Source organism: Sorangium sp. So ce204, assembly GCF_051526795.1.
Taxonomy (GTDB): Bacteria; Myxococcota_A; Polyangia; order Polyangiales; family Polyangiaceae; genus Sorangium; species Sorangium cellulosum_B.
The window spans coordinates 8,946,560-8,963,894 of the sequence record NZ_CP150317.1 but is presented as its reverse complement, the minus strand read 5'-3'; the positions used below and the strand labels follow the sequence as shown (position 1 = coordinate 8,963,894).

The window sequence follows — 17,335 nt, the reverse complement described above, 5'->3', positions numbered from 1 at the left end:
CTTCGGGGGAGCGGGAGGGGATCCCGAATTTATCTGAGGCGATGCCAAATTGCGCTTTTAGGACGCGATGTTACGCGCCTCAGTCGACTGCACATCGCGCGATCAGCGAGGTCCACGGTCATCCACCCGCCAGTTTATTGCTTTTGTCAATAGCTGACGCAGGGCGCATTAGGTACAATGTAATACGAAATCCGACAGCCATAATTGTCAGGTTTGCCTGGTTGGCCGCAGAGCCATCTATGTCATCCGGGCCGATTGATCATCTGCGCCACCGCTTGAGCCGCAGCGTCAGCGCCTCGCGAGCGATCCGAAGCCGCCGCGCGTGCGGTCCTCGTTGCTGGCGGCGCCCGGCCTACTCCCAGGTCCGCCAGAGTCGCCGCGAGCGGCGGCGCTTCGGGCCTCTGCCGGCGGCGATGTCGGCGAGGACTTCGCCCGGGGAGCGGCGCTCGCGCATGGCGATCATGGCGATGATGCGGGTGAGCGGGACGCTGCGATCGGTTCGGGCGGGGAGCAGGCCGTCGTCTACCCACCCCGTCGCGTCGAGGTAGCGCTCGATCTGCGCGGGCGTGATCGAGCGCGTGACGGGCTTCCCGGGCACGGTCACGCGGACGCGCCGCTTCGGGTCGCGGGGCTTCATCGGCGCCACCTCCGTAGCTTCAAGGCGAGCGCTTCCCGCGCGATCCGCAACCTCGACGCCGCGGTCGACGGGTTCATCCGGCGGCGCTTGGCGTACTGGACGAGCGACTCTGGCGAGTCCACGGAGAGCAACGCGTCCCGCTGCCAGTCCGGGAGCTCCGTCATGGCGTCCAGCACTTCGCGCGCGGCGACCTGCGCCTCCAGATCGGGCCCGACGGGCTCATGCAGCAGCCCGAACGGGCTCGGATGGAGGACGGCATGACGGACCCACGCCGTTGCGAGGTACTTCGCAGCCTGCCGCCAGGCGATTCCGTGGAGCCAGCCTCGCAACGCCGCGCGCGGCTCCGCCTTCGGGTCAGGTCTGTACATCCCGCGCTTCACGGCGTGCCACGCGCCCATGAGCACCTGCTGCTCGACGTCGGCACGGTCGCGCTTCGGGATGCCGGCGAGCGTCGCCAGGATGAGGGGGCGCTCGGCGAGGATCTCTGCCATCGACGGGCGCTTCCGGGGATGTCGAGCGGCAGGCGGGCGTCCGGCCCCCTTCCGCCGGGGCTTCACCCGCTCCTCCCGCAGGTTGGGCAGCGGTCCGCCGCAGCGAGCCCGCCGAGGAGGCGATCGACGGGCACACCGGCCAGCCTCGCGGCGCGTACAGCGACGCCGTACGACGCCGGCTTGCCGCTGATGATGTGCTGGAGGTGCTTCTCGCTCATGCCGAGCATGAGGGCCAAGCAGCGGCCTGAGCCGGCCATCGAGCGCAGGGATCGGAGGGCGGCACGGAGGCGCTGCGCCTCCTCACCTTTGACGGTCAGGATGGAACGCGGGCGGGCAGAGGGCGGATCTCCGCCTTGCCTTCCGCCACCGCGGATAGGTACAACCTTCATGTCGGACTCCGGGCAATCGGGGTTCGGCCACGCAGCCCGGTCGGTTGGCGCCGACGCGGGCTGCACTTACTTGCGGCCGAACTTAGCCTCTCACGCGAGGTCCGGAGTCAAATGACCGCACCGGATCTCAAAAGACCGCACTACCCCTGCGCGGCCTAGGCGACCTCCTGCGCAGCCCCCGCGACCCTCCTGCGCATCCATTTTGGTGTCCTATCGTACGATCGCATGGCTCCTGCGCAGCCCCCGCGACCCTTCTACGCATCCATCTTGGTGTCCTATCGTACGATCACCTGGCTCCTGCGCAGCCCCAGCGCCCTCCTGCGCGCCCAGTTGGTTGCCCTGCGTTGCCATGGCTCGATGCCTGCGCGTGGCCGTCGCCGCTGCTGCGCAGCCTCGGCGTCCGTTTTCTCGGCGCCTCTGTCTCCTTGCGCCCTTGCGCCCTTGCGACGAAAGCGTCGGTATCGTGCTCTCCTGTGACCCGAAGCCTCGGTGGCGCCGATTCCCTCATTGAGCGACCGCGCCTCTGCTCGGAGGGGCGCTGACCTCGACAAGGAGACATCTCATCGCCATGGCATCGAAGGCAACCACCGCAGCTTCATCCAGGACCAAGAACGCCCAGAACACGCGCGCTTCGAGCGACGCCGGAGGCGCGCACCGCTCGTCGGGCGGTGCGCCCGAGTTCACGCTGAGCGCCGAGCGAGAGGCCGAGCTGCTCCGAGAGGCCGAGTCGCTCGGCGATAACACCTCACTCTTTCCAGGCAAGCTCGCTCGACGCGTCATCTGGGCGAGCCGCATTCAGCTCGCCGCCGAGCGCGACGCGGCGGATCTCGTGCGCACGCCGTTCCCCGACGACGAGCCCCCGCTCACGCGAGAGGAGATCCGCGGGCTTCGTGAGAAGATCGAGCTCCTGCGCGCCGTGCAATCGCGCTGGCAAGCGGCGCAGCAGCGCCAGGAGCGGGCCGTCGCGGCCTTTCAGAAGCCGGCCGCCGAGGCGGCCCAGATCAAGCAGTCGCTCCTTCGCTTCTTCGATCTCCGCTTCAAGAAGAGCCCCGAAGGTCAAAAGCGGCTCATGGCGATCCGGGCGGGCAGCGGCGACGCGGATTTGGTCCAGGACGCCTCCGATCTCCTCTTGCTCTGCTCCGAGCACGCGGAGGCGGTTCAAAAGGCGCCTCGCGGCGAGGCCGCCGCGGCGGATCGCCTCCGCGAGCTCTCGCCGGTGCTCGCGCGCATGCTCGCCGACAAAACGCTCTCTCTCGAGGCGGTGCGCTCGCGCAAGCTCCGCGACGCCGCGTACACCCTCGTCGTGAACGCCGAGCGGAGGCTGCGCGCCGCCGCGGAGTACTGGTACGCGGGCACCGACAGGATGAAGGACTATGTGCCGTTCCCCGTCTCGCGCGGCGCCTACGGCGGAGGAGAAGAGGAGGGAGAGGACGGCGGCGAGCCGGAGGAGGCCGAGCCGGAAGACGGCGAGTCGGAGGAGAGCGAGTCGGGAGACGACGAGCCGGGCGATGAGGGGCAATCGCCCTGAGCTCGCGCATCACGATCGCCAGCGCCCTCGGCCGCGCCGTCGTCCTCGGGGATCACGTTGCGGCTCGTGTCGTGCGCGAGGCGATCGGCAGTCGCGCAGCGCACCGAGGGCCTTGGTGCGTCGCTTGTAGAGCGTAGAGAGAGGTAGCCCCGCGTCTTCTGCCACCTGGGCCATCGGGATGCCATCCAGATCGTGTGCCACGAGAACAGAGCGCAGCTGCGGATCAAGCTCGTTCACCGCGTCGATGGTGCCCGTTCTGATGCTGTGGGATTCCATCGCAGCAAAGGCATCCGGCGCTGGATCGGGCACATCGATCAAATCGACGAGCTCCTCCCTGCGGTGCTGCATACGTTCGCGATAGTGCGCGGCGACGTGCACGGTGATCGCGTTCAACCAGCGTTCAGGCCTGCCGCGCTTCGGATCGAACCTGGGCCAGCTCTCCCAGGCGTTGAGCCAGACTTGGCCTGCGACGTCGGTACGATGGCACAGGGGGACCCCCAGCCTCCGCAGCCAGCGCAGCACGGCACGTAGGACCGCCGGGCAAAACAGGCGCGCGTACGCGGCGGCGCGCTCGTCTTCATTCATCGCGTTTCGTCTCCTGGACGTGAACGTCCTTGTCTGGACGCAGGGCAGATCTCGGCCTTGTGCTGTCCGACGACATCACCTGCGTCACCGCCTGCTAGCTGTCGGAGGGACGCCGAGTACTCAGCGAATTTGCGTCAGGAGCGCTTCACGCTCCGCGGCGAGCTGTCCTTGCGGGAACTCCCGTGCATGTGTCTCAAGCAAGCGGCGCGCCTCTGCCTCTGCGATCGCGTTATGCTCCTCGACGGCCCTTCGGGCCTCGTCGATGAGGCGCTGCTCGCGCTCGCTGACGGCTGGGACCACGGCGCGGGCGGGGAACGAGCTACGACGAACCGGCGCGCCTGAGGGAGCAGGCACTCGTGCGTCGCGGTCCTGCGCCGGCTGCGCGATCTCCTGGGTGGTCGGCGCGGTCGGCGCGGTCGGCGCGGCGGCCGCGCGCATGGGAAGTTGGACCGGCGGCTGCGCGAGCTCCTCCACCGCCGGTGCGGGCGCAGGAGCACGCACCACCGCTGCCCGCAGCCACGACTCCGGGCTGAACGAGTCCGGCGACGTCGCGACGACGGCGCCGGTCAGCACGACGACCGTTCCCTGCACCAGGAGCTTGATCCTCAGGCGGCCTAGCTTGCTCAACCACCCCTCGCGGCCCCGCAGATCGACGGCGATCGGGACGCATGCAGCGTCGTCCCATCCGCGCGAGCGTTGCCGCGCCTTCCGGCGTTTCACCGCCGCGTCGAGGTCCTCGAGCGCTCGGAGGAAGTGTGTACTTACCGTCTTCGGGTTGAGCCCGAGCTCGGAGGCGATCTCGATGAGCGGCACCTCCTCGAGCGCGTGCTTGATCAAGACGTCGCGGTACTTGGGGTCGACCTGGTTGATCAGGTCGTGAAGGAGCGCTTCCCGCTGCTTCCTGCGGAGCATCTCTTCCGGGGTCGGGCAGTCCGCCTGAGGCTCGTGATCGTCGAACGAGGTCAGGACCTCCCCCCGACGGCGTGCGTTCCGCACGTGGTTCCGCGCCTGGTTCCGGACGATGGTGGCACCGTAGGCGGCCCGAGCCTCCCCGAGCTCGATCCGCTGGTTCGCTTCCAGCTCCCGCAACAAGGCGTCCTGCGCGAGGTGCCAGTTCGCAGGGTCATGGGGCCACCTGACGGCGTTTTTCGCAGGGTCATGGGGCCACCCCAATCGCAGGAGGATGGGGCCACCCGCGCGGGGGCGTGACCCAGTTTTTCGCAGGGTCATGGGGCCAGCTTTCGAGGTTTTTCGCAGCCTCATGGGGCCAGCTCGGGACGCCGCGGTCGGGATCTGAGACGGGCTCCTTCCGACGACGGCGCGGGTCGCCGTCGGAAGGAGCCCGATGCCCTACCGAGAGCTGATCATGGTTGACATCAAGGAAATGCTCCGCCGTCGTGCGGCGGGGCAGAGCGCGCGTCAGGTGGCGCGCGAGACGGGGTTCGATCGCAAGACGGTCGGCAGGTACTTCGAGGCCGCGGCGACGCTGCCACTGCCGCTCGACCGCGAGCCGACGGACGAGGAGGTCCATGCGATCGCCCAACGCGTGCAGGCGCGCCCGGTGCCCGACGCGAGCGACGAGAGGAAGCAGATCGACGCGCATCGCGTGCGTATCGAGGCCTGGCTCGCTCAATCTCGCCCGCTGAAGCTGCGGAAAATCCACACGCTGCTCCAGCGCGACCACGGCGTCACGGCGAGCTACGACACGCTCTGGCGCTTCGCCAAGGAGGAGCTCGCGTGGCGCAAGAAGACGCCGACGGTTCGTGTCGCGGATACCGAGCCCGGCGAGGTCGCGCAGGTCGACTTCGGCCTCATGGGCAGGCTGTTCGATCCTGCGACGCAGCGAGTTCGCAACCTGTGGGTGCTCGTGGTGACGCTCGCGTACAGCCGCTACCAGTTCGTGTGGCCGTCGTTCGAGCAGACCACCGTGGCGGTGTGCGCGGGCCTGGATGCGGCGTGGCGCTTCTTCGATGCGATGGCGCGCGTGATCATTCCGGACAACATGAAAGCCATCGTGCTGCGCGCCGACGAGGTCGCCCCCGTGCTCGCGCCGGCCTTCCTCGACTACGCTCAGACGCGCGGGCTGTTCGTGGATGCCGCGCGTGTCAGGTCGCCGAGAGACAAGGCACGTGTCGAGAATCAGGTCGCCTACGTGCGGGAGAGCTGGTTCGACGGCGAATCGTTCACGAGCCTCGACGACGCGCGCGCGTCGGCTGAGCGGTGGTGCCGCGACGTCGCCGGCGCGCGCGTCCACGGCACGACGCGCGAGGTACCGCGCGAGGTGTTCGAGGCGCGCGAGAGGAGCGCCATGAAGCCGGCGCCGGCAGCGCCGTTCGACGTGCCGCACTGGACCGACGCGAAGGTCCACCCCGATCATCACGTGCAGGTGCTCCGGTCGCTCTACAGCGTGCCCACCCGCCACGTCGGCAGCACGGTGCGCGTCCGCGCCGACAGCGCGTCGGTGAGGATCTACGCCGGCACGGAGCTCGTGAAAGTGCACGCGCGCGTCGCGCCGGGCAAGCGTTCCACCGATCCGAGCGACTACCCCATGGGCAAGGACGTCGCGGCGGTGCGCGACGTCGCCTCGCTCATCGCGAGCGCGAAGAAGTGCGGAGTGCACGTCGGCGTCTACGCTGAGCGACTGCTCGCGGTGCCATTGCCCTGGACGCGCATGCGGCTGGTCTACGCGCTGCTGCGTCTGTGCAAGAAGTTCGGTAACGGGCGTGTCGAGGCGATCTGCCAGAGCGCGCTCGCGTTTGATGTCGTCGACGTGCAGCGCGTGGCGCGCATGCTCGAGACGGCGAAGACGCCGGCGTCACCGTCCACGGGTCAGCGCACGGTCGTTGCGCTGCCCACGCCGCGGTTCGCGCGCAGCACGGAGCACTTCGCGACGCGCATGCCGGCGGCTGCCGCGACCAAGGAGGACTCGTGATGAGCGCGAGCGAAGTCGACCCTGCGCTCATCACGGCGCTCAAGCGCCTTCGTCTCGGCCGGATCGCGGCGACGCTGCGCGAGCGTCTCCTGGTCGCCGAGAAGCAGTCGATGGGACACGAGGAGCTGTTGCTCATGCTGCTCACCGACGAGATCGCGCGTCGCGAGGCCAGCGCGACGGAGAGCCGCGTACGCGACGCCGGGCTCGACCCGGCCATGCGCCTGGAGCTCTGGGACAAGACCGCGAAGGTCAGCTTCGACAAGCGTCTGCTCGGCGGGTTCACGAGCCTACGCTTCCTCGAAGAGCACAAGCACATCGTCATCCTCGGCTCTGTCGGCGTGGGCAAGACCTACCTCGCGAACGCGCTCGGACACCTCGCGTGCCAGCACGGCTACAGCGTACGCTTCTTGCGCGCGGACGCGATGCTGCGCAGGCTGCGCCAGAGCAGACTCGACAACTCACGCGACGCCGAGATGGTCGCGCTCACGACCGTCGACCTGCTCATCCTCGACGACTTCGCGCTCGAGGCGATGAACAAGGAAGAGAGCCGCGACGTGTACCAGCTCTTCCTCGAACGTACAGGCAACGCTTCGATGATCGTCACGAGCAATCGCGACACGGCCGAGTGGCTCGCGATGTTCGACGACGTACTGCTCGCGCAGAGCGCCGTCGATCGGTTCAAGAACGCGGCGTTCGACTTCATCATCGACGGCGAGTCGTACAGACCGCGGCTCAAGCCGAAGCTCGACGAGAGCACCACGGCCGCGCCGGTGCCCGCGCGCAGCAAGCCGCCAACCCACCCACGCGGCAGGCGGCGATGACCGCTGCGGCCTCGGCGAGGACGTCGAGCCCGGGGCCGCGCCTCTGACCCCTCGCTCCGATCGGCGTGCCTCGCCCACCCTCGTCGACGGGAGCGCGGGTGTCGCTGGGGGCGGGGTGAACCTGCCTGCTCCTGAGCGTCGCGGACCCTGCCGGGATCTGCCGGGGGCCTGGGTGGCCCCATGACCCTGCGAAAAGAGAGACGTCGCCGGTCGCTGCGCGCCCGGCTCCGGGGACCTCGACACGCTTCGCGGTCTCGGGCATGGTCGAGACCGATCACGGCGTCTCCCCCCTGGCCCCATGACCCTGCGACGGGGTGGCCCCATGATCCTGCGACGTGGCAGCGAGGTCCTCCGCGTGTCGCGCAGGGACACCGAGACGCCGCGCGAGGCGCCGGAAGAACTCGAAGCCGGGAGGGGTGCTGCCTGGCTCGCCCATGACCGGTAAAACACCTGAGCCGTCCGGAGGGCTTCAAGAAAATGCAGGTCGGCTCCAGCGTCAGTCGGATAGAGTGTGACATGTAGGCGCGAGGCCTGCGACAGCACAGGCAGCGATGGTCGCATTCCCCGAACGGGCGGGATTTTCTCATCGGAACGTTCAGGCCATGCCATTTCCCGCGCTGTTGACGCGTCACGGCTGGCGTGAGTACCGTCCGGGCATGCGTTTTGTCGCGCAAACGCTCTGGATATCCTTGATGCTTGGCGTCGTTGTCGGCACTGCGCATCCGGTCCATGCGGAGGACCGGAATTCGGCCCCCGCACGAGGCGGCGATTCGATCGTAAAGGACCATCTTCGCCGCGCCCGACGAGCTCGGGCATCGGGAAAGTGGACCGAGGCACACGCCGCGTACAAGGCGGCCTTCGAGGCGATCGACTCGACATCTGTTACAGAGCGAGAAGCCGCTGAGGTCGCTGGAGAGCTGGGCCTCTGCGAGCTCAAGTTACGCAAATTTCGTGACGCAGCGGAGCACCTGGCTTGGAGCCTCGAGCGGCGCAAGGCGCTCTCTCCTGAGCAGCAAAAAGGATTCGCGGACGGGCTGGCCAAGGCCGTTCGGTTCGTCGCGACGCTCTATCTGTCGGTGGATCCGCCGGATGCCGAGGTGCTCATCGACGGCAAGCCCATCGGCCGACCCAGGCGGACCTACAGACTGTTCTTCGAGCCTGGCAAGCACATGGTGCGGGCCCGAGCACCGGGCCGCGAGGAAGGCTCCCAGACGCTGGACGCGCAGCCAGCGACCGAGCCGACCATGACGATCCAGTTGCCACGCGCGGCCGAGAGCAGCGCCAAGGACGACGCGCCCGCGGTGCCCAAGGCCGTGAGCGCATCGCCCCCTGCGCGCCCGCAAGCTCCCGGGCAGCCAGCGTCGTGGCCGACGACACTGCGCATCGCGGGGATCGCCGTCACGACGGCCTCCCTGTCCGCGGGCAGCCTGCTCATGATCCGGGCCACGAATCTCGACGGCGATCTGAGCGAACGGCGCGACGGGCTCAACGGCGGTACGGCGGCGAGCGGGTCCAGGTGCTGGCAAGCGGCGGACCGCCCGGCGTGCGCTGACCTGCTCCGCCTTCGAGACGAGCGCAACCTGTCCGCGGGCATGGGCACGGCCCTGCTCATCGCCGGCGGTGTGATCGGGGCAGCGACCGCCGCGTCCTTCTTCACGGACTTCTCCTTCCTGGGGCCCACGCCGGCTCAGGATCGGATCCATGCCTCGCCCGTGGCGAGCGGGCGAGAGATCGGCGTGATGATCGAGGGGCCGTGGTGAGGACATCGGGGGCCGAGACGATGCGCTCGAAGGAAGGCCGGCGCGTGGCGCGGGTTGCCGTCGCGCTCGCGATCTGCGTGTGCGGCGCGAGCACGCTGGCAGGGTGTCCGTACTCCGACCCTTGCTGGGAGGTGGAGGCGTGCGAACCCGATCCGGTGCCTCCGCCCGGTCCGTGCGAGGGAGAGCCCAGCACGGCGCCGGCGCTGGATGAATGCGGGGTGTTCGTCAGCCCGCTGTCGGGTGACGACAGGCACCCTGGCACGAAGGACGCGCCGGTGAAGACCTTGCAACACGCGATCGGGCTCGCCGCGCACGGTCGAGGCCACGGCGAGGCGCCGACCCGGCGCGTGTACGCGTGCGGCGGGGAGTTCGAGGAGAAGATCACGCTGCCTTCGGGGGTCGACCTCTGGGGCGGGCGCCTGTGTGACGGCGGGTATTGGTCGTACGAGGGATCATTCGGGGGGCCCGAGCACCCGACGATCATCGCTCCGCCGGGGGGGATCCCGCTGCGGGTCCTCGGGGCGGAGGGTACGGCGCTCGCGGGGGACGATACGACGTCGGTGATCGCTGGCGTGCGCGTCGTGGCGGCGGACGCCTCCGCGCCGGATGGCAAGTCGTCGATCGCGGTGATCTTGAGCACGGGGGCCACGGCGATCGTGCAGGACAGCGTGATCGTCGCGGGCGACGGCAAGGACGGGGAGCCGGGAGAGGACGCGGACGCCGAGCGGGCGCCATACGGCCTTGAGGGAAACGACGGGGTGTCCGCCTGCACCACGGACTCCCCGACGGGCGCCCTTGCGGTGGTCACCGTGTGCGGCGACGGCATCGAGTCGACGGGTGGCTACGGCGGTGACGGCGGACTCGACGTCGGCGGCGATGGCGCGCCGGGAGAGCCGGCGCCCGCGGAGGATTCCGAGCGCGACGGCCATGCAGGGCTCGGCGCAGATGTCACGAGATGCAGCGAAGGGGGCGACGGCGCAGACGGCGCCGACGCCGGTCGCGCGGATGGCGCCTTCGGTCCAGGCTTCCTCAGCGACGATGGATGGATCGGTGTCCCGGGCAAGGACGGGAAGAAGGGCGGCGTCGGCCAGGGCGGCGGTGGCGGTGGCGGCAGCAAGTCGCGTGGGGACATGGTCGCGTGTCCGGCAGGCCTGCCCCAGGGGGGCGCCGCCGGCGGCGCTGGCGGGAGCGGCGGCTGTGGCGGTCGGGGAGGCTATGGCGGCGGCTATGGCGGCGCGAGCATCGGGATCGTCGCGCTGGAGGGCACGGACCTGACCGTCGCCAACACCGACGTGCTCACTGGCAAGGGCGGCCAGGGCGGGGTCGGCGGAACGGGCCAGCCGGGCGGTGCGGGGCGCCCCGGCGGTGACGGGGGGAAAGGTTTCGCGACGAACACCGGTCAGACGTGGGCAGCCTGCCCCGGTGGCGGAGGAGGCAACGGCGGTCGCGGCGGCGATGCCGGCGGCGGGCTGGGCGGCGCATCCGTCGGCATCGCCTACGTGGTGCCCAACCTCGCCATTCGACCCGGGACCACCATTGTTCCCGGGGCGCCCGGTGCCGGTGGTCTCGCAGGGAACGCCGGTCCGGAGGACGAGGTGGGCAAAGGGGAACGCGGCCCACAAGGTCAACTGGTCGCCTTTCCCGCGGCAGGCGAGCTGATCCATTGAATCGCGCCGCGCGACACGAGACCAGTGAGGGATGCTCATGAACCTGAATTCCGCGATCCTCCTCGTCGTTGCGCTGCCGCTCGCCTCCGTCGGCTGCGGGACCGCACCGGGGGTAGACGACCCGAACGGTGCGCCGCCGTGCGACGGCCTCTCGACGTGTGGAGGCGATCCGATCCCCGAGTCCGTCTGCCTGGAGCACCTTGCGAACGGCAAGGCGGTCGATGGCTGCGGCGTGTTCGTCCACAATCCGTTCTTCGGCGGCGACGACGCGAACCCCGGCACGAAGGACAGGCCGGTTCGTTCCATCCAGCGCGGCATCGAGCTTGCGCGCACCGAACGCGGTCGCGTGTTCGCCAACAACGATGGCTTCGACGAGTCCGTCACGCTGCCCTCCGGGGTGGATATCTACGGAGGCTTCGACACGTTCGAATGGGAACGCGTGAAGGAGATTCAAACCCTGTCGCAGAGCATGAGCAAGCTCATTCCCCCCTCGGTCGGGCAGATCGCGCTGATCGTCGAGCCGGCCCGCGACGGCGACACGGGGGCAGCGGACGGGGTCTCGGTCATCGATCACATGTTCATCGGCAGCCAAATGCATATCGGGATGATCGTTCGGTCGGGCGCCGCGGTGGAGATCGTCGGAAGCTGGATCGAAAGCGATTACGGAAGGGGGGGCCACGATGGGGAGAACTGGCCGGGCCGGGCAGCGTCGGGGCCGGACGGGCAGTATGGGGGAGACGCGTGCTCCGCAGCGACGGTCCCGGGTGGGGCTCGGGCGGTGAACTCCTGCGAGGGAGGGATCCCGAGCGTCGGTGGCAAGGGGGGCGACGGCCTCGCCGACGGCGCCGGAGATGGGGAGGACGGCGAGCCCGTACCCGAGCCGAACCCACAGCACCAGGGGCTTGGAGGACGTGGCGACCGGTCAGACGGTGGCTGCAACAGCGGCACCACCGGGAAAAGCGGCATGTGGGGCGCCGCCGGCGCAGCGGGAAAGGGGCGCGGGCGGATCGATGAGACCGGATGGCACGGCGACTGGGCCGGCGACGGCGCCCGGGGGATGCCGGGTCAAGGCGGTGGCGGGGGCGGCGGGCGTCGCGGTGGGCTCGCGGTGTGCGGCGTGGCCACCCAGGGCGGCGCCGGCGGCGGCTCCGGAGGCGCGGGCGGTTGCGGGGGGCGGGGCGGCCGAGCAGGCGGGAACGCCCAGCCGAGCATCGGCATCCTGGCGCTCCACGCGAAGGTGACGGTGCGCGACAGCATCATCACCACCCGCGACGGGGGCCAAGGCGGCGACGGCGGGGAGCCGGAGGAAGGCGGCAAAGCCGGCCGAGGTGCTCCAGGAGGCGCCTTGGGGGACGGCATGTGGTCCTGTCAGGGGGGCAGCGGCGGTCTCGGAGGCCCTGGCGGCTACGGCGGCCCCGGGCGCGGTGGGGACTCGATCGGCATCGCCTACCTCGACGAGGACCAGCTCACGCTGGAGGGGGTCACCTTCGAGATCGGGCTGCCGGGCCCAGGCGGCACGAGCTGGGAATGGACCGGCGATATGATCACGGGGGAGGACGGTGTCGCCGTCGAGACGTTGCGTTTCCCTGAATAGGATCACGAGACATCGCGTGAACCCCGTAAACGATGTGAGCCGCACACCCCTCGGGCGATCCGCCATAGCGTGACCGCGGTAACTGCCGCCGCTGGCAACCGATTCAGCGATGCCTGTCATCGGCGCGCTCCAGCCGACCGCGGCGACGGCACTGCCGACCGGAAGGAGTGAGCGCTGCCTTTGCGGATGCACACCCCGAGTTGCGCGACGTCGCGCGCGAGCAAAGCCCTTCGCATGGCGACGTGAACATGGCAGGGGTGCGAGGGCGCCGACGGTGGCGCGCCTGGAGCTCTACGACGGCGCCCGCGGGCGTGATACAAGCCGCGCGGAGCTCCAGGAGCACGACTCCAGGCCGCGGCGCCGAGATCTCGCTCGCGGAACTCGCCGGCGAGGGCCCCGACCTCGACCAGGTGAATCGCGAGGGCCCCGACTCGCCGGCGTCCAGCTCGACCCGCGGCTGCTCCCCCGCCTGGCGCCGCCCCAAGTGAGCAACGCCCCCCTACGGGTGCAGGCGGCCTACCGCGTCAGCGACGGCGCCGGAGGCCGAGGACGAGCGCGGCGCCCATGCCGACGAGCACGAGCAGGGCCACGGCGACCCACACCCAATCCCGGGGATCCGAGCTGAAGGAGACGGCCACCGCGCCGCACCCGGGAGAACACGCTCTTTTCATCAGGCACCCATCCTCTCATCAACCGCCGCCTCCCGTCCGTCGGAAGGTGCGGACCTCGCCGTGGTGTTCCTTGACGCCGCGGCCCCGCTATCTGCTCCGGCGGCATGTACACCGCGCAGACGACGGGCGCCGAGCTAGCCGACGTGCGCCTCGATCTCCACGGCCGCGCCGCCGCGGCGAAGGGCCATATAGCGCTCGCGCCCGCCCTCCTCGTCGCCAGCCGTCGCTGGCGTCCGATTCGACCTCCGCGCCCCGCCGTGGGGGCTGCGCCGCGCTCACGCTCGAGAACTCCCGTCCCGGGCGTCACAACGCGCCGACCAGGCTCACTGCTCAAGGCCGTGCCGACGTGCGCCTCGACCTCCGATGGTCCGCACCGAGCTCGGCCGCGACGATGTGCAACCCGCTGCGCTCAGCTCGAGCTCGGCTTCGCATCGGGGCGAGGATTGACAAGCCGTAGCCGCAGGGACGCAATCCATGCCCTGAATCACAGTTGACGCCGCCCCTCCGCACACGCATCTGAAAAAACCTGGAGGATGAACATGCGCCACAGGCTAAAATTGAAGGCGATCCCTGTTCTAATTCCTCTCGGTCTCACGGTGTGGGCGTGCAACTACGACGTGGGCGAGTGCTATCTCAGGGGGACAGAAGGCACAGGGGCCGGAGAACCATACCCACCGGGGTCAGCAGCTGCGGGGGACCGGTTCGGGAACGGTGACGACGTGGGGAGCGGCGCCACTGAAGAGATGGCAGGGTGCACGCCCGACAAGACATGTACAGACATGTTCGTTGATTGCCAAGAGATCGGCGGCAAGTGCATCACGGGATATCCAGGCTGCGACAAATGGCGCCATACATCGTGCAGGAGTTGTCTTGAAGCCTGCCAGTCGGGCACACCATACCCACCAGCGTGCAAGTGCAGATCATGCGGATTCAGATGATGAATGATCCGATGCAGGGCGCAGTCTACGTTGCCATGGGCAGGGTTGCCGGAGCGGCTCTAGCCAAGGTGGCATCCCCCGTCGTGGTCGACGATGACGAGCTCCTGCTGGGGCCATCAAGAATCGATCCGAAACGTCATCGTGCTGCGCGCGTTAGATACTTGGGTGGAGAGCCGTCTACCGATCTCAATGAAGAGCTTGCGCGTTCTGATGGGCCGCCGATCTGCGTGGCGCTTCCGCCGACACCAGGCGGCCTGATGAGCCTCTGTCGGATCTGTGCCTCCGTCGTCGAGCGCGGGCGTACGGTGTTCGTCGTTGATCTCAGCCCAGAGACCGCCGGAACATTTCCGCAAGGGCCCGGCCCAGGCATGGCTATATCCATCTATGTCGCGGATGCTCTGCTACGCAAGCCGCCCGTGGTCCAATGGTCGAAGCTCGAGACAGCTCTCGCGGCTACGCTCTGGAAATTGTGGTGCCGCCGCTCGCCCGTTGCCTTTTCTAGGTTCTGTGCATCTGGGAGCATGTTCCACCCGCAGCTGGCCAACCTTGGGCGTTATCATGCTGGACTCTTTCCCCGACGGGCAGGCAATGGGCTATTACCGTCGCTCTTTGACGAGCTCCTCCTGCGACAGCTATCGCAAGAGTGGCTCTCGCCAGTTAAAGTGTATGCCAACGCACTCAACGCTGGATCTGAGCTCGCCGCATGGTTTCCACACACGGGAGATCTGTACATAGCCAAGCGGCTCAATGAGTGGTATCGCCATTCGCGAGGCCGCATCATCGAACGTCGGGACGCGCATCACCCGAGACCTTCCGAGATGACGAGATGGTTCTTTCGATGGCGTGCGGGGAGCGAGGAGCTCCTCGACGCGCTGCCGAGTGTGCAAGCGGCCCCACCTGTATCTATTGGCGGTGCTACCGCGTATGATCTCGACCACGTATGGGTATGCCGATTCGATGCACGAGGCACACCTTACCTGAGCCGATTTGACACCGCATCATCGGGCGACAGGCTGGAATAGGGCGTATCGGATAGCGCCTGTGACGACGCGAAGTCCTTCGCCAGTGCGTCCGTTGCTGCTGGAACGCTTCTCCCCCTGGCTGTTCGTCAACCAAAACGGTCGGCGAACGGCCAGTCACCAGAACCCGACGTGTCCCCTCGACCTCCGCGACCCACTTCGCACCCCCGGCCAGCTGGACATCGACGATGGCGGCGAGCTCGCCGGCGAGGGAAACTGACGTCGCCTGACGTCGCGTGCGAGCGCAGCCCGTCGCGCGGCGACGTGAACAGGCAGGCGCGAGCGGGCGCCGAGGGTGGCACGCCGCTCTGCATCTCCCGGAACCTGACGGCCAGCCCGCCGTGTTACGCACGGGGAAGGAGCCCGTCGATGCCGCAACGAACCCGTCTGGGCTATCCTCGGCGGGATGACGGTCCAGGAGCTCCACGTCGCGGGATACCGCTCGATCCGCGAGCTGACCCTCCCCCTCGCGCAGGTCAACGTCATCGTCGGACCGAACGGCGTCGGCAAGACCAACTGGCAGAGCGGATCCGGAAGGCGACGCCCTGCCGGCTCATCGAGCTTGACAAGAACGGTGGAGAGACGGTGCTGGCGCACGGCGCGGCGGAGAAGGAATGACGTCCGCCCCCGCGTGAGCCCTGCGAGCAGAGCCGGCGCGGGGGGACGAGATCTCTTTTCCTGGTCAAGCGGAGGGCAGCGACGTGGCCGAGCTCGATCACGTGGCCCGCGGCCGCTCCCCGTTGAACGGTCCTGTGCCCGCGGCGTAACATCGACGGAGAACCATGCGAAGCCCGAACCTTACGTACCTGTCCTCTGCGCTGTTGCTCGTCGCGGCCGGCTGCAGCGCCGCACCGCCAGCGGGCGAGCCGTCGGAGTCCTCCTGTCTCGAGCGCCTCGCCGCCGGTATTCCGGAAGTTGGCTGCGGGGTGTTCGTCGCTGGCTACACCCTGGGGGCGGATGACGAGAACCCCGGCACGAGGTCCAGGCCGGTGCAGAGCCTGGACCGCGGCATCGAGCTCGCGAGTACCGGGCGAGGACGCGTCTTCGCGTGCAACCAGGCGTTCCGTGCTCCCATCTCGCTGCCGTCCGGCGTGGACCTCGTCGGGGGATTCAACTGCACGACGTGGGAGCGTGAGAACGGCGATCCCACGCGGATTACATCGCTGAACTCGAGCTCCCGCTCCTTGACCATCATGCCGCCGGCCCCCGGAGAGACGGGAGCCGCGGACGGGGTATCGATGATCATGGACGTGCAGCTCTGGGCGGAGGGCTCGACCGCGATGCTCGTCCACTCCAAGACGGCGGCGGAGCTGATCCGGGGCCAGATTCACACCGGAGCCGGGAAGGCGGGCGAAGATGGCTACCCGTGGCCCTCGCCGAACCGGGGAAGACACGGACACGATGGGCAGGAGGGGGGAGACGCGTGCTCGGCGGCCACCGTTCCTGGCGGCGCAGCGGTGGAGAACCCGTGCTTCGAAGTCATCCCGAGCAGCGTCCCGAGCATCGGTGGCAAAGGAGGGGATGGGCTGCCCGACGCCGCTGGCGACGGCGAGCACGGGGAGCCGCGCGTGGCGGCCACCTCGACGGACGGACGGGGAGGCGCGGGGGAGGAAACGGACGCCCCTTGCGAAGCGGGTCGAGCCGGGCTCGATGGCGAGCCCGGTGCGCTGGGCACCGTCGATGGGGGCATCGGGGACATCACCCCGAGAGGGTGGGAAGGCGACAGAGCCAGCTACGGAGGTGATGGCACGCCAGGCCAGGGCGGCGGCGGGGGAGGCGGTCGTCGGGGCGGGCTCGCCGTCTGCGATGCGGCGTCCAAGGGAGGCGCCAGCGGCGGCTCCGGGGGCGCCGGCGGCTGCGCGGGCCGAGGCGGCCGAGGGGGCGAGAACGGACATCCGACGATCGGCATCATCGCGCTTCACGCCAAGCTGACCGTGCGCGATACCTCGATCTGGACAGGCGAAGCCGGTCCGGGCGGCAACGGTGGCGCCCCCGAGAAAGGCGGCCGAGGCGGCCGAGGCGGGCCGGGAGGCGCCCTGGGCGACGGCACCCGAGCCTGCGCCGGGGGCAACGGGGGCGACGGGGGCCCCGGCGGCTACGGCGGCCCCGGACGCGGCGGCGACTCGATCGGCATCGCCTACCTCGACGAGGATCGGCTCACGCTGGAGGGGCTCACGGTCGAGCACGGGACGCCGGGCAAGGGCGGTATCAGCTGGGACGTCGACGGCACGCTGGTGAGGGGACCGAGCGGCGAGGCCCACGAGACGCTTCGCTTCGCCGAAGCCGAATAGCCGCGGTCACGT

Annotated in this window: 14 protein-coding genes; 8 read left to right on the top strand and 6 right to left on the bottom strand. The window is 69.2% G+C overall.

What is annotated here, in order from left to right; translation table 11 throughout:
• Positions 1-352: 352 nt before the first annotated feature.
• From WMF22_RS33435 to WMF22_RS33425, 3 genes are all read right to left on the bottom strand, one after another.
• Positions 353-637, bottom strand: a complete 285-nt coding sequence (locus WMF22_RS33435; RefSeq protein WP_438032414.1) for a hypothetical protein — start codon at positions 635-637, stop codon at positions 353-355.
• Positions 634-1,128: an RNA polymerase sigma factor gene (locus WMF22_RS33430; RefSeq protein WP_438032413.1), complete on the bottom strand. Its 495-nt coding sequence runs from the start codon at positions 1,126-1,128 to the stop codon at positions 634-636. The genes WMF22_RS33435 and WMF22_RS33430 overlap by 4 nt, the downstream gene beginning before the upstream one ends.
• Before the next feature lie 62 nt (positions 1,129-1,190).
• Positions 1,191-1,346: a hypothetical protein gene (locus WMF22_RS33425; RefSeq protein ID WP_438032412.1), complete on the bottom strand. Its 156-nt coding sequence runs from the start codon at positions 1,344-1,346 to the stop codon at positions 1,191-1,193.
• 739 nt (positions 1,347-2,085) lie between these two features.
• Between WMF22_RS33425 and WMF22_RS33420 the strand changes: the two genes are divergently transcribed.
• On the top strand, positions 2,086-3,045 hold the full coding sequence (locus WMF22_RS33420; protein WP_438032411.1) for an ATPase: 960 nt from the start codon (positions 2,086-2,088) through the stop codon (positions 3,043-3,045).
• Positions 3,046-3,054: 9 nt separating this feature from the next.
• Here WMF22_RS33420 and WMF22_RS33415 read toward each other — a convergent pair whose 3' ends face one another.
• Both WMF22_RS33415 and WMF22_RS33410 read right to left on the bottom strand, forming a co-directional pair.
• Entirely contained in the window at positions 3,055-3,630 is a 576-nt protein-coding gene (locus WMF22_RS33415) for a sigma-70 family RNA polymerase sigma factor (protein WP_437294009.1), read from the bottom strand.
• A 120-nt stretch (positions 3,631-3,750) separates the two neighbouring features.
• A complete protein-coding gene (locus tag WMF22_RS33410) occupies positions 3,751-4,860 on the bottom strand; it encodes an RNA polymerase sigma factor (RefSeq protein WP_438032410.1) in 1,110 nt (369 codons plus the stop codon).
• A 115-nt stretch (positions 4,861-4,975) separates the two neighbouring features.
• Here WMF22_RS33410 and istA point away from each other — a divergent pair, with 115 nt between their 5' ends.
• The 5 genes from istA to WMF22_RS33385 all read left to right on the top strand — a co-directional run bounded on the left by istA (position 4,976) and on the right by WMF22_RS33385 (position 12,404).
• Positions 4,976-6,562: an IS21 family transposase gene (gene istA / locus WMF22_RS33405; RefSeq protein WP_438032050.1), complete on the top strand. Its 1,587-nt coding sequence runs from the start codon at positions 4,976-4,978 to the stop codon at positions 6,560-6,562.
• Positions 6,562-7,383, top strand: coding sequence for an ATP-binding protein (locus tag WMF22_RS33400; RefSeq protein ID WP_437296943.1), 822 nt, complete (start codon positions 6,562-6,564; stop codon positions 7,381-7,383). The genes istA and WMF22_RS33400 overlap by 1 nt, the downstream gene beginning before the upstream one ends.
• A gap of 602 nt (positions 7,384-7,985) precedes the next feature.
• Positions 7,986-9,143, top strand: coding sequence for a hypothetical protein (locus tag WMF22_RS33395; RefSeq protein WP_438032409.1), 1,158 nt, complete (start codon positions 7,986-7,988; stop codon positions 9,141-9,143).
• A 20-nt stretch (positions 9,144-9,163) separates the two neighbouring features.
• A complete protein-coding gene (locus WMF22_RS33390; RefSeq protein WP_438037306.1) occupies positions 9,164-10,810 on the top strand; it encodes a hypothetical protein in 1,647 nt (548 codons plus the stop codon).
• Between the two features lie 37 nt (positions 10,811-10,847).
• On the top strand, positions 10,848-12,404 hold the full coding sequence (locus tag WMF22_RS33385) for a hypothetical protein (protein ID WP_438032408.1): 1,557 nt from the start codon (positions 10,848-10,850) through the stop codon (positions 12,402-12,404).
• 524 nt (positions 12,405-12,928) lie between these two features.
• Here the strand turns inward: WMF22_RS33385 and WMF22_RS33380 are convergent.
• Positions 12,929-13,075 carry a hypothetical protein gene (locus WMF22_RS33380; protein WP_437294005.1) on the bottom strand — a complete coding sequence of 49 codons (147 nt, stop codon included), beginning with the start codon at positions 13,073-13,075 and terminating at the stop codon, positions 12,929-12,931.
• 907 nt (positions 13,076-13,982) lie between these two features.
• Here WMF22_RS33380 and WMF22_RS33375 point away from each other — a divergent pair.
• The gene (locus WMF22_RS33375) at positions 13,983-15,035 is read left to right on the top strand and encodes a hypothetical protein (protein ID WP_438032407.1); all 1,053 of its coding nucleotides are present in this window, start codon (positions 13,983-13,985) and stop codon (positions 15,033-15,035) included.
• Positions 15,036-15,814: 779 nt separating this feature from the next.
• On the top strand, positions 15,815-17,323 hold the full coding sequence (locus tag WMF22_RS33370; RefSeq protein WP_437294004.1) for a hypothetical protein: 1,509 nt from the start codon (positions 15,815-15,817) through the stop codon (positions 17,321-17,323).
• Positions 17,324-17,335 lie beyond the last annotated feature (12 nt).

What these genes read in the sequence shown, in the direction of transcription:
- WMF22_RS33435 (WP_438032414.1), bottom strand. Translation starts at nt 637, where the DNA reads ATGAAGCCCCGCGACCCGAAGCGGCGCGTCCGCGTGACCGTGCCCGGG.
- WMF22_RS33430 (WP_438032413.1), bottom strand. Translation starts at nt 1,128, where the DNA reads ATGGCAGAGATCCTCGCCGAGCGCCCCCTCATCCTGGCGACGCTCGCC.
- WMF22_RS33425 (WP_438032412.1), bottom strand. Translation starts at nt 1,346, where the DNA reads ATGAGCGAGAAGCACCTCCAGCACATCATCAGCGGCAAGCCGGCGTCG.
- WMF22_RS33420 (WP_438032411.1), top strand. Translation starts at nt 2,086, where the DNA reads ATGGCATCGAAGGCAACCACCGCAGCTTCATCCAGGACCAAGAACGCC.
- WMF22_RS33415 (WP_437294009.1), bottom strand. Translation starts at nt 3,630, where the DNA reads ATGAATGAAGACGAGCGCGCCGCCGCGTACGCGCGCCTGTTTTGCCCG.
- WMF22_RS33410 (WP_438032410.1), bottom strand. Translation starts at nt 4,860, where the DNA reads ATGACCCTGCGAAAAACTGGGTCACGCCCCCGCGCGGGTGGCCCCATC.
- istA (WP_438032050.1), top strand. Translation starts at nt 4,976, where the DNA reads ATGCCCTACCGAGAGCTGATCATGGTTGACATCAAGGAAATGCTCCGC.
- WMF22_RS33400 (WP_437296943.1), top strand. Translation starts at nt 6,562, where the DNA reads ATGAGCGCGAGCGAAGTCGACCCTGCGCTCATCACGGCGCTCAAGCGC.
- WMF22_RS33395 (WP_438032409.1), top strand. Translation starts at nt 7,986, where the DNA reads ATGCCATTTCCCGCGCTGTTGACGCGTCACGGCTGGCGTGAGTACCGT.
- WMF22_RS33390 (WP_438037306.1), top strand. Translation starts at nt 9,164, where the DNA reads ATGCGCTCGAAGGAAGGCCGGCGCGTGGCGCGGGTTGCCGTCGCGCTC.
- WMF22_RS33385 (WP_438032408.1), top strand. Translation starts at nt 10,848, where the DNA reads ATGAACCTGAATTCCGCGATCCTCCTCGTCGTTGCGCTGCCGCTCGCC.
- WMF22_RS33380 (WP_437294005.1), bottom strand. Translation starts at nt 13,075, where the DNA reads ATGAAAAGAGCGTGTTCTCCCGGGTGCGGCGCGGTGGCCGTCTCCTTC.
- WMF22_RS33370 (WP_437294004.1), top strand. Translation starts at nt 15,815, where the DNA reads ATGCGAAGCCCGAACCTTACGTACCTGTCCTCTGCGCTGTTGCTCGTC.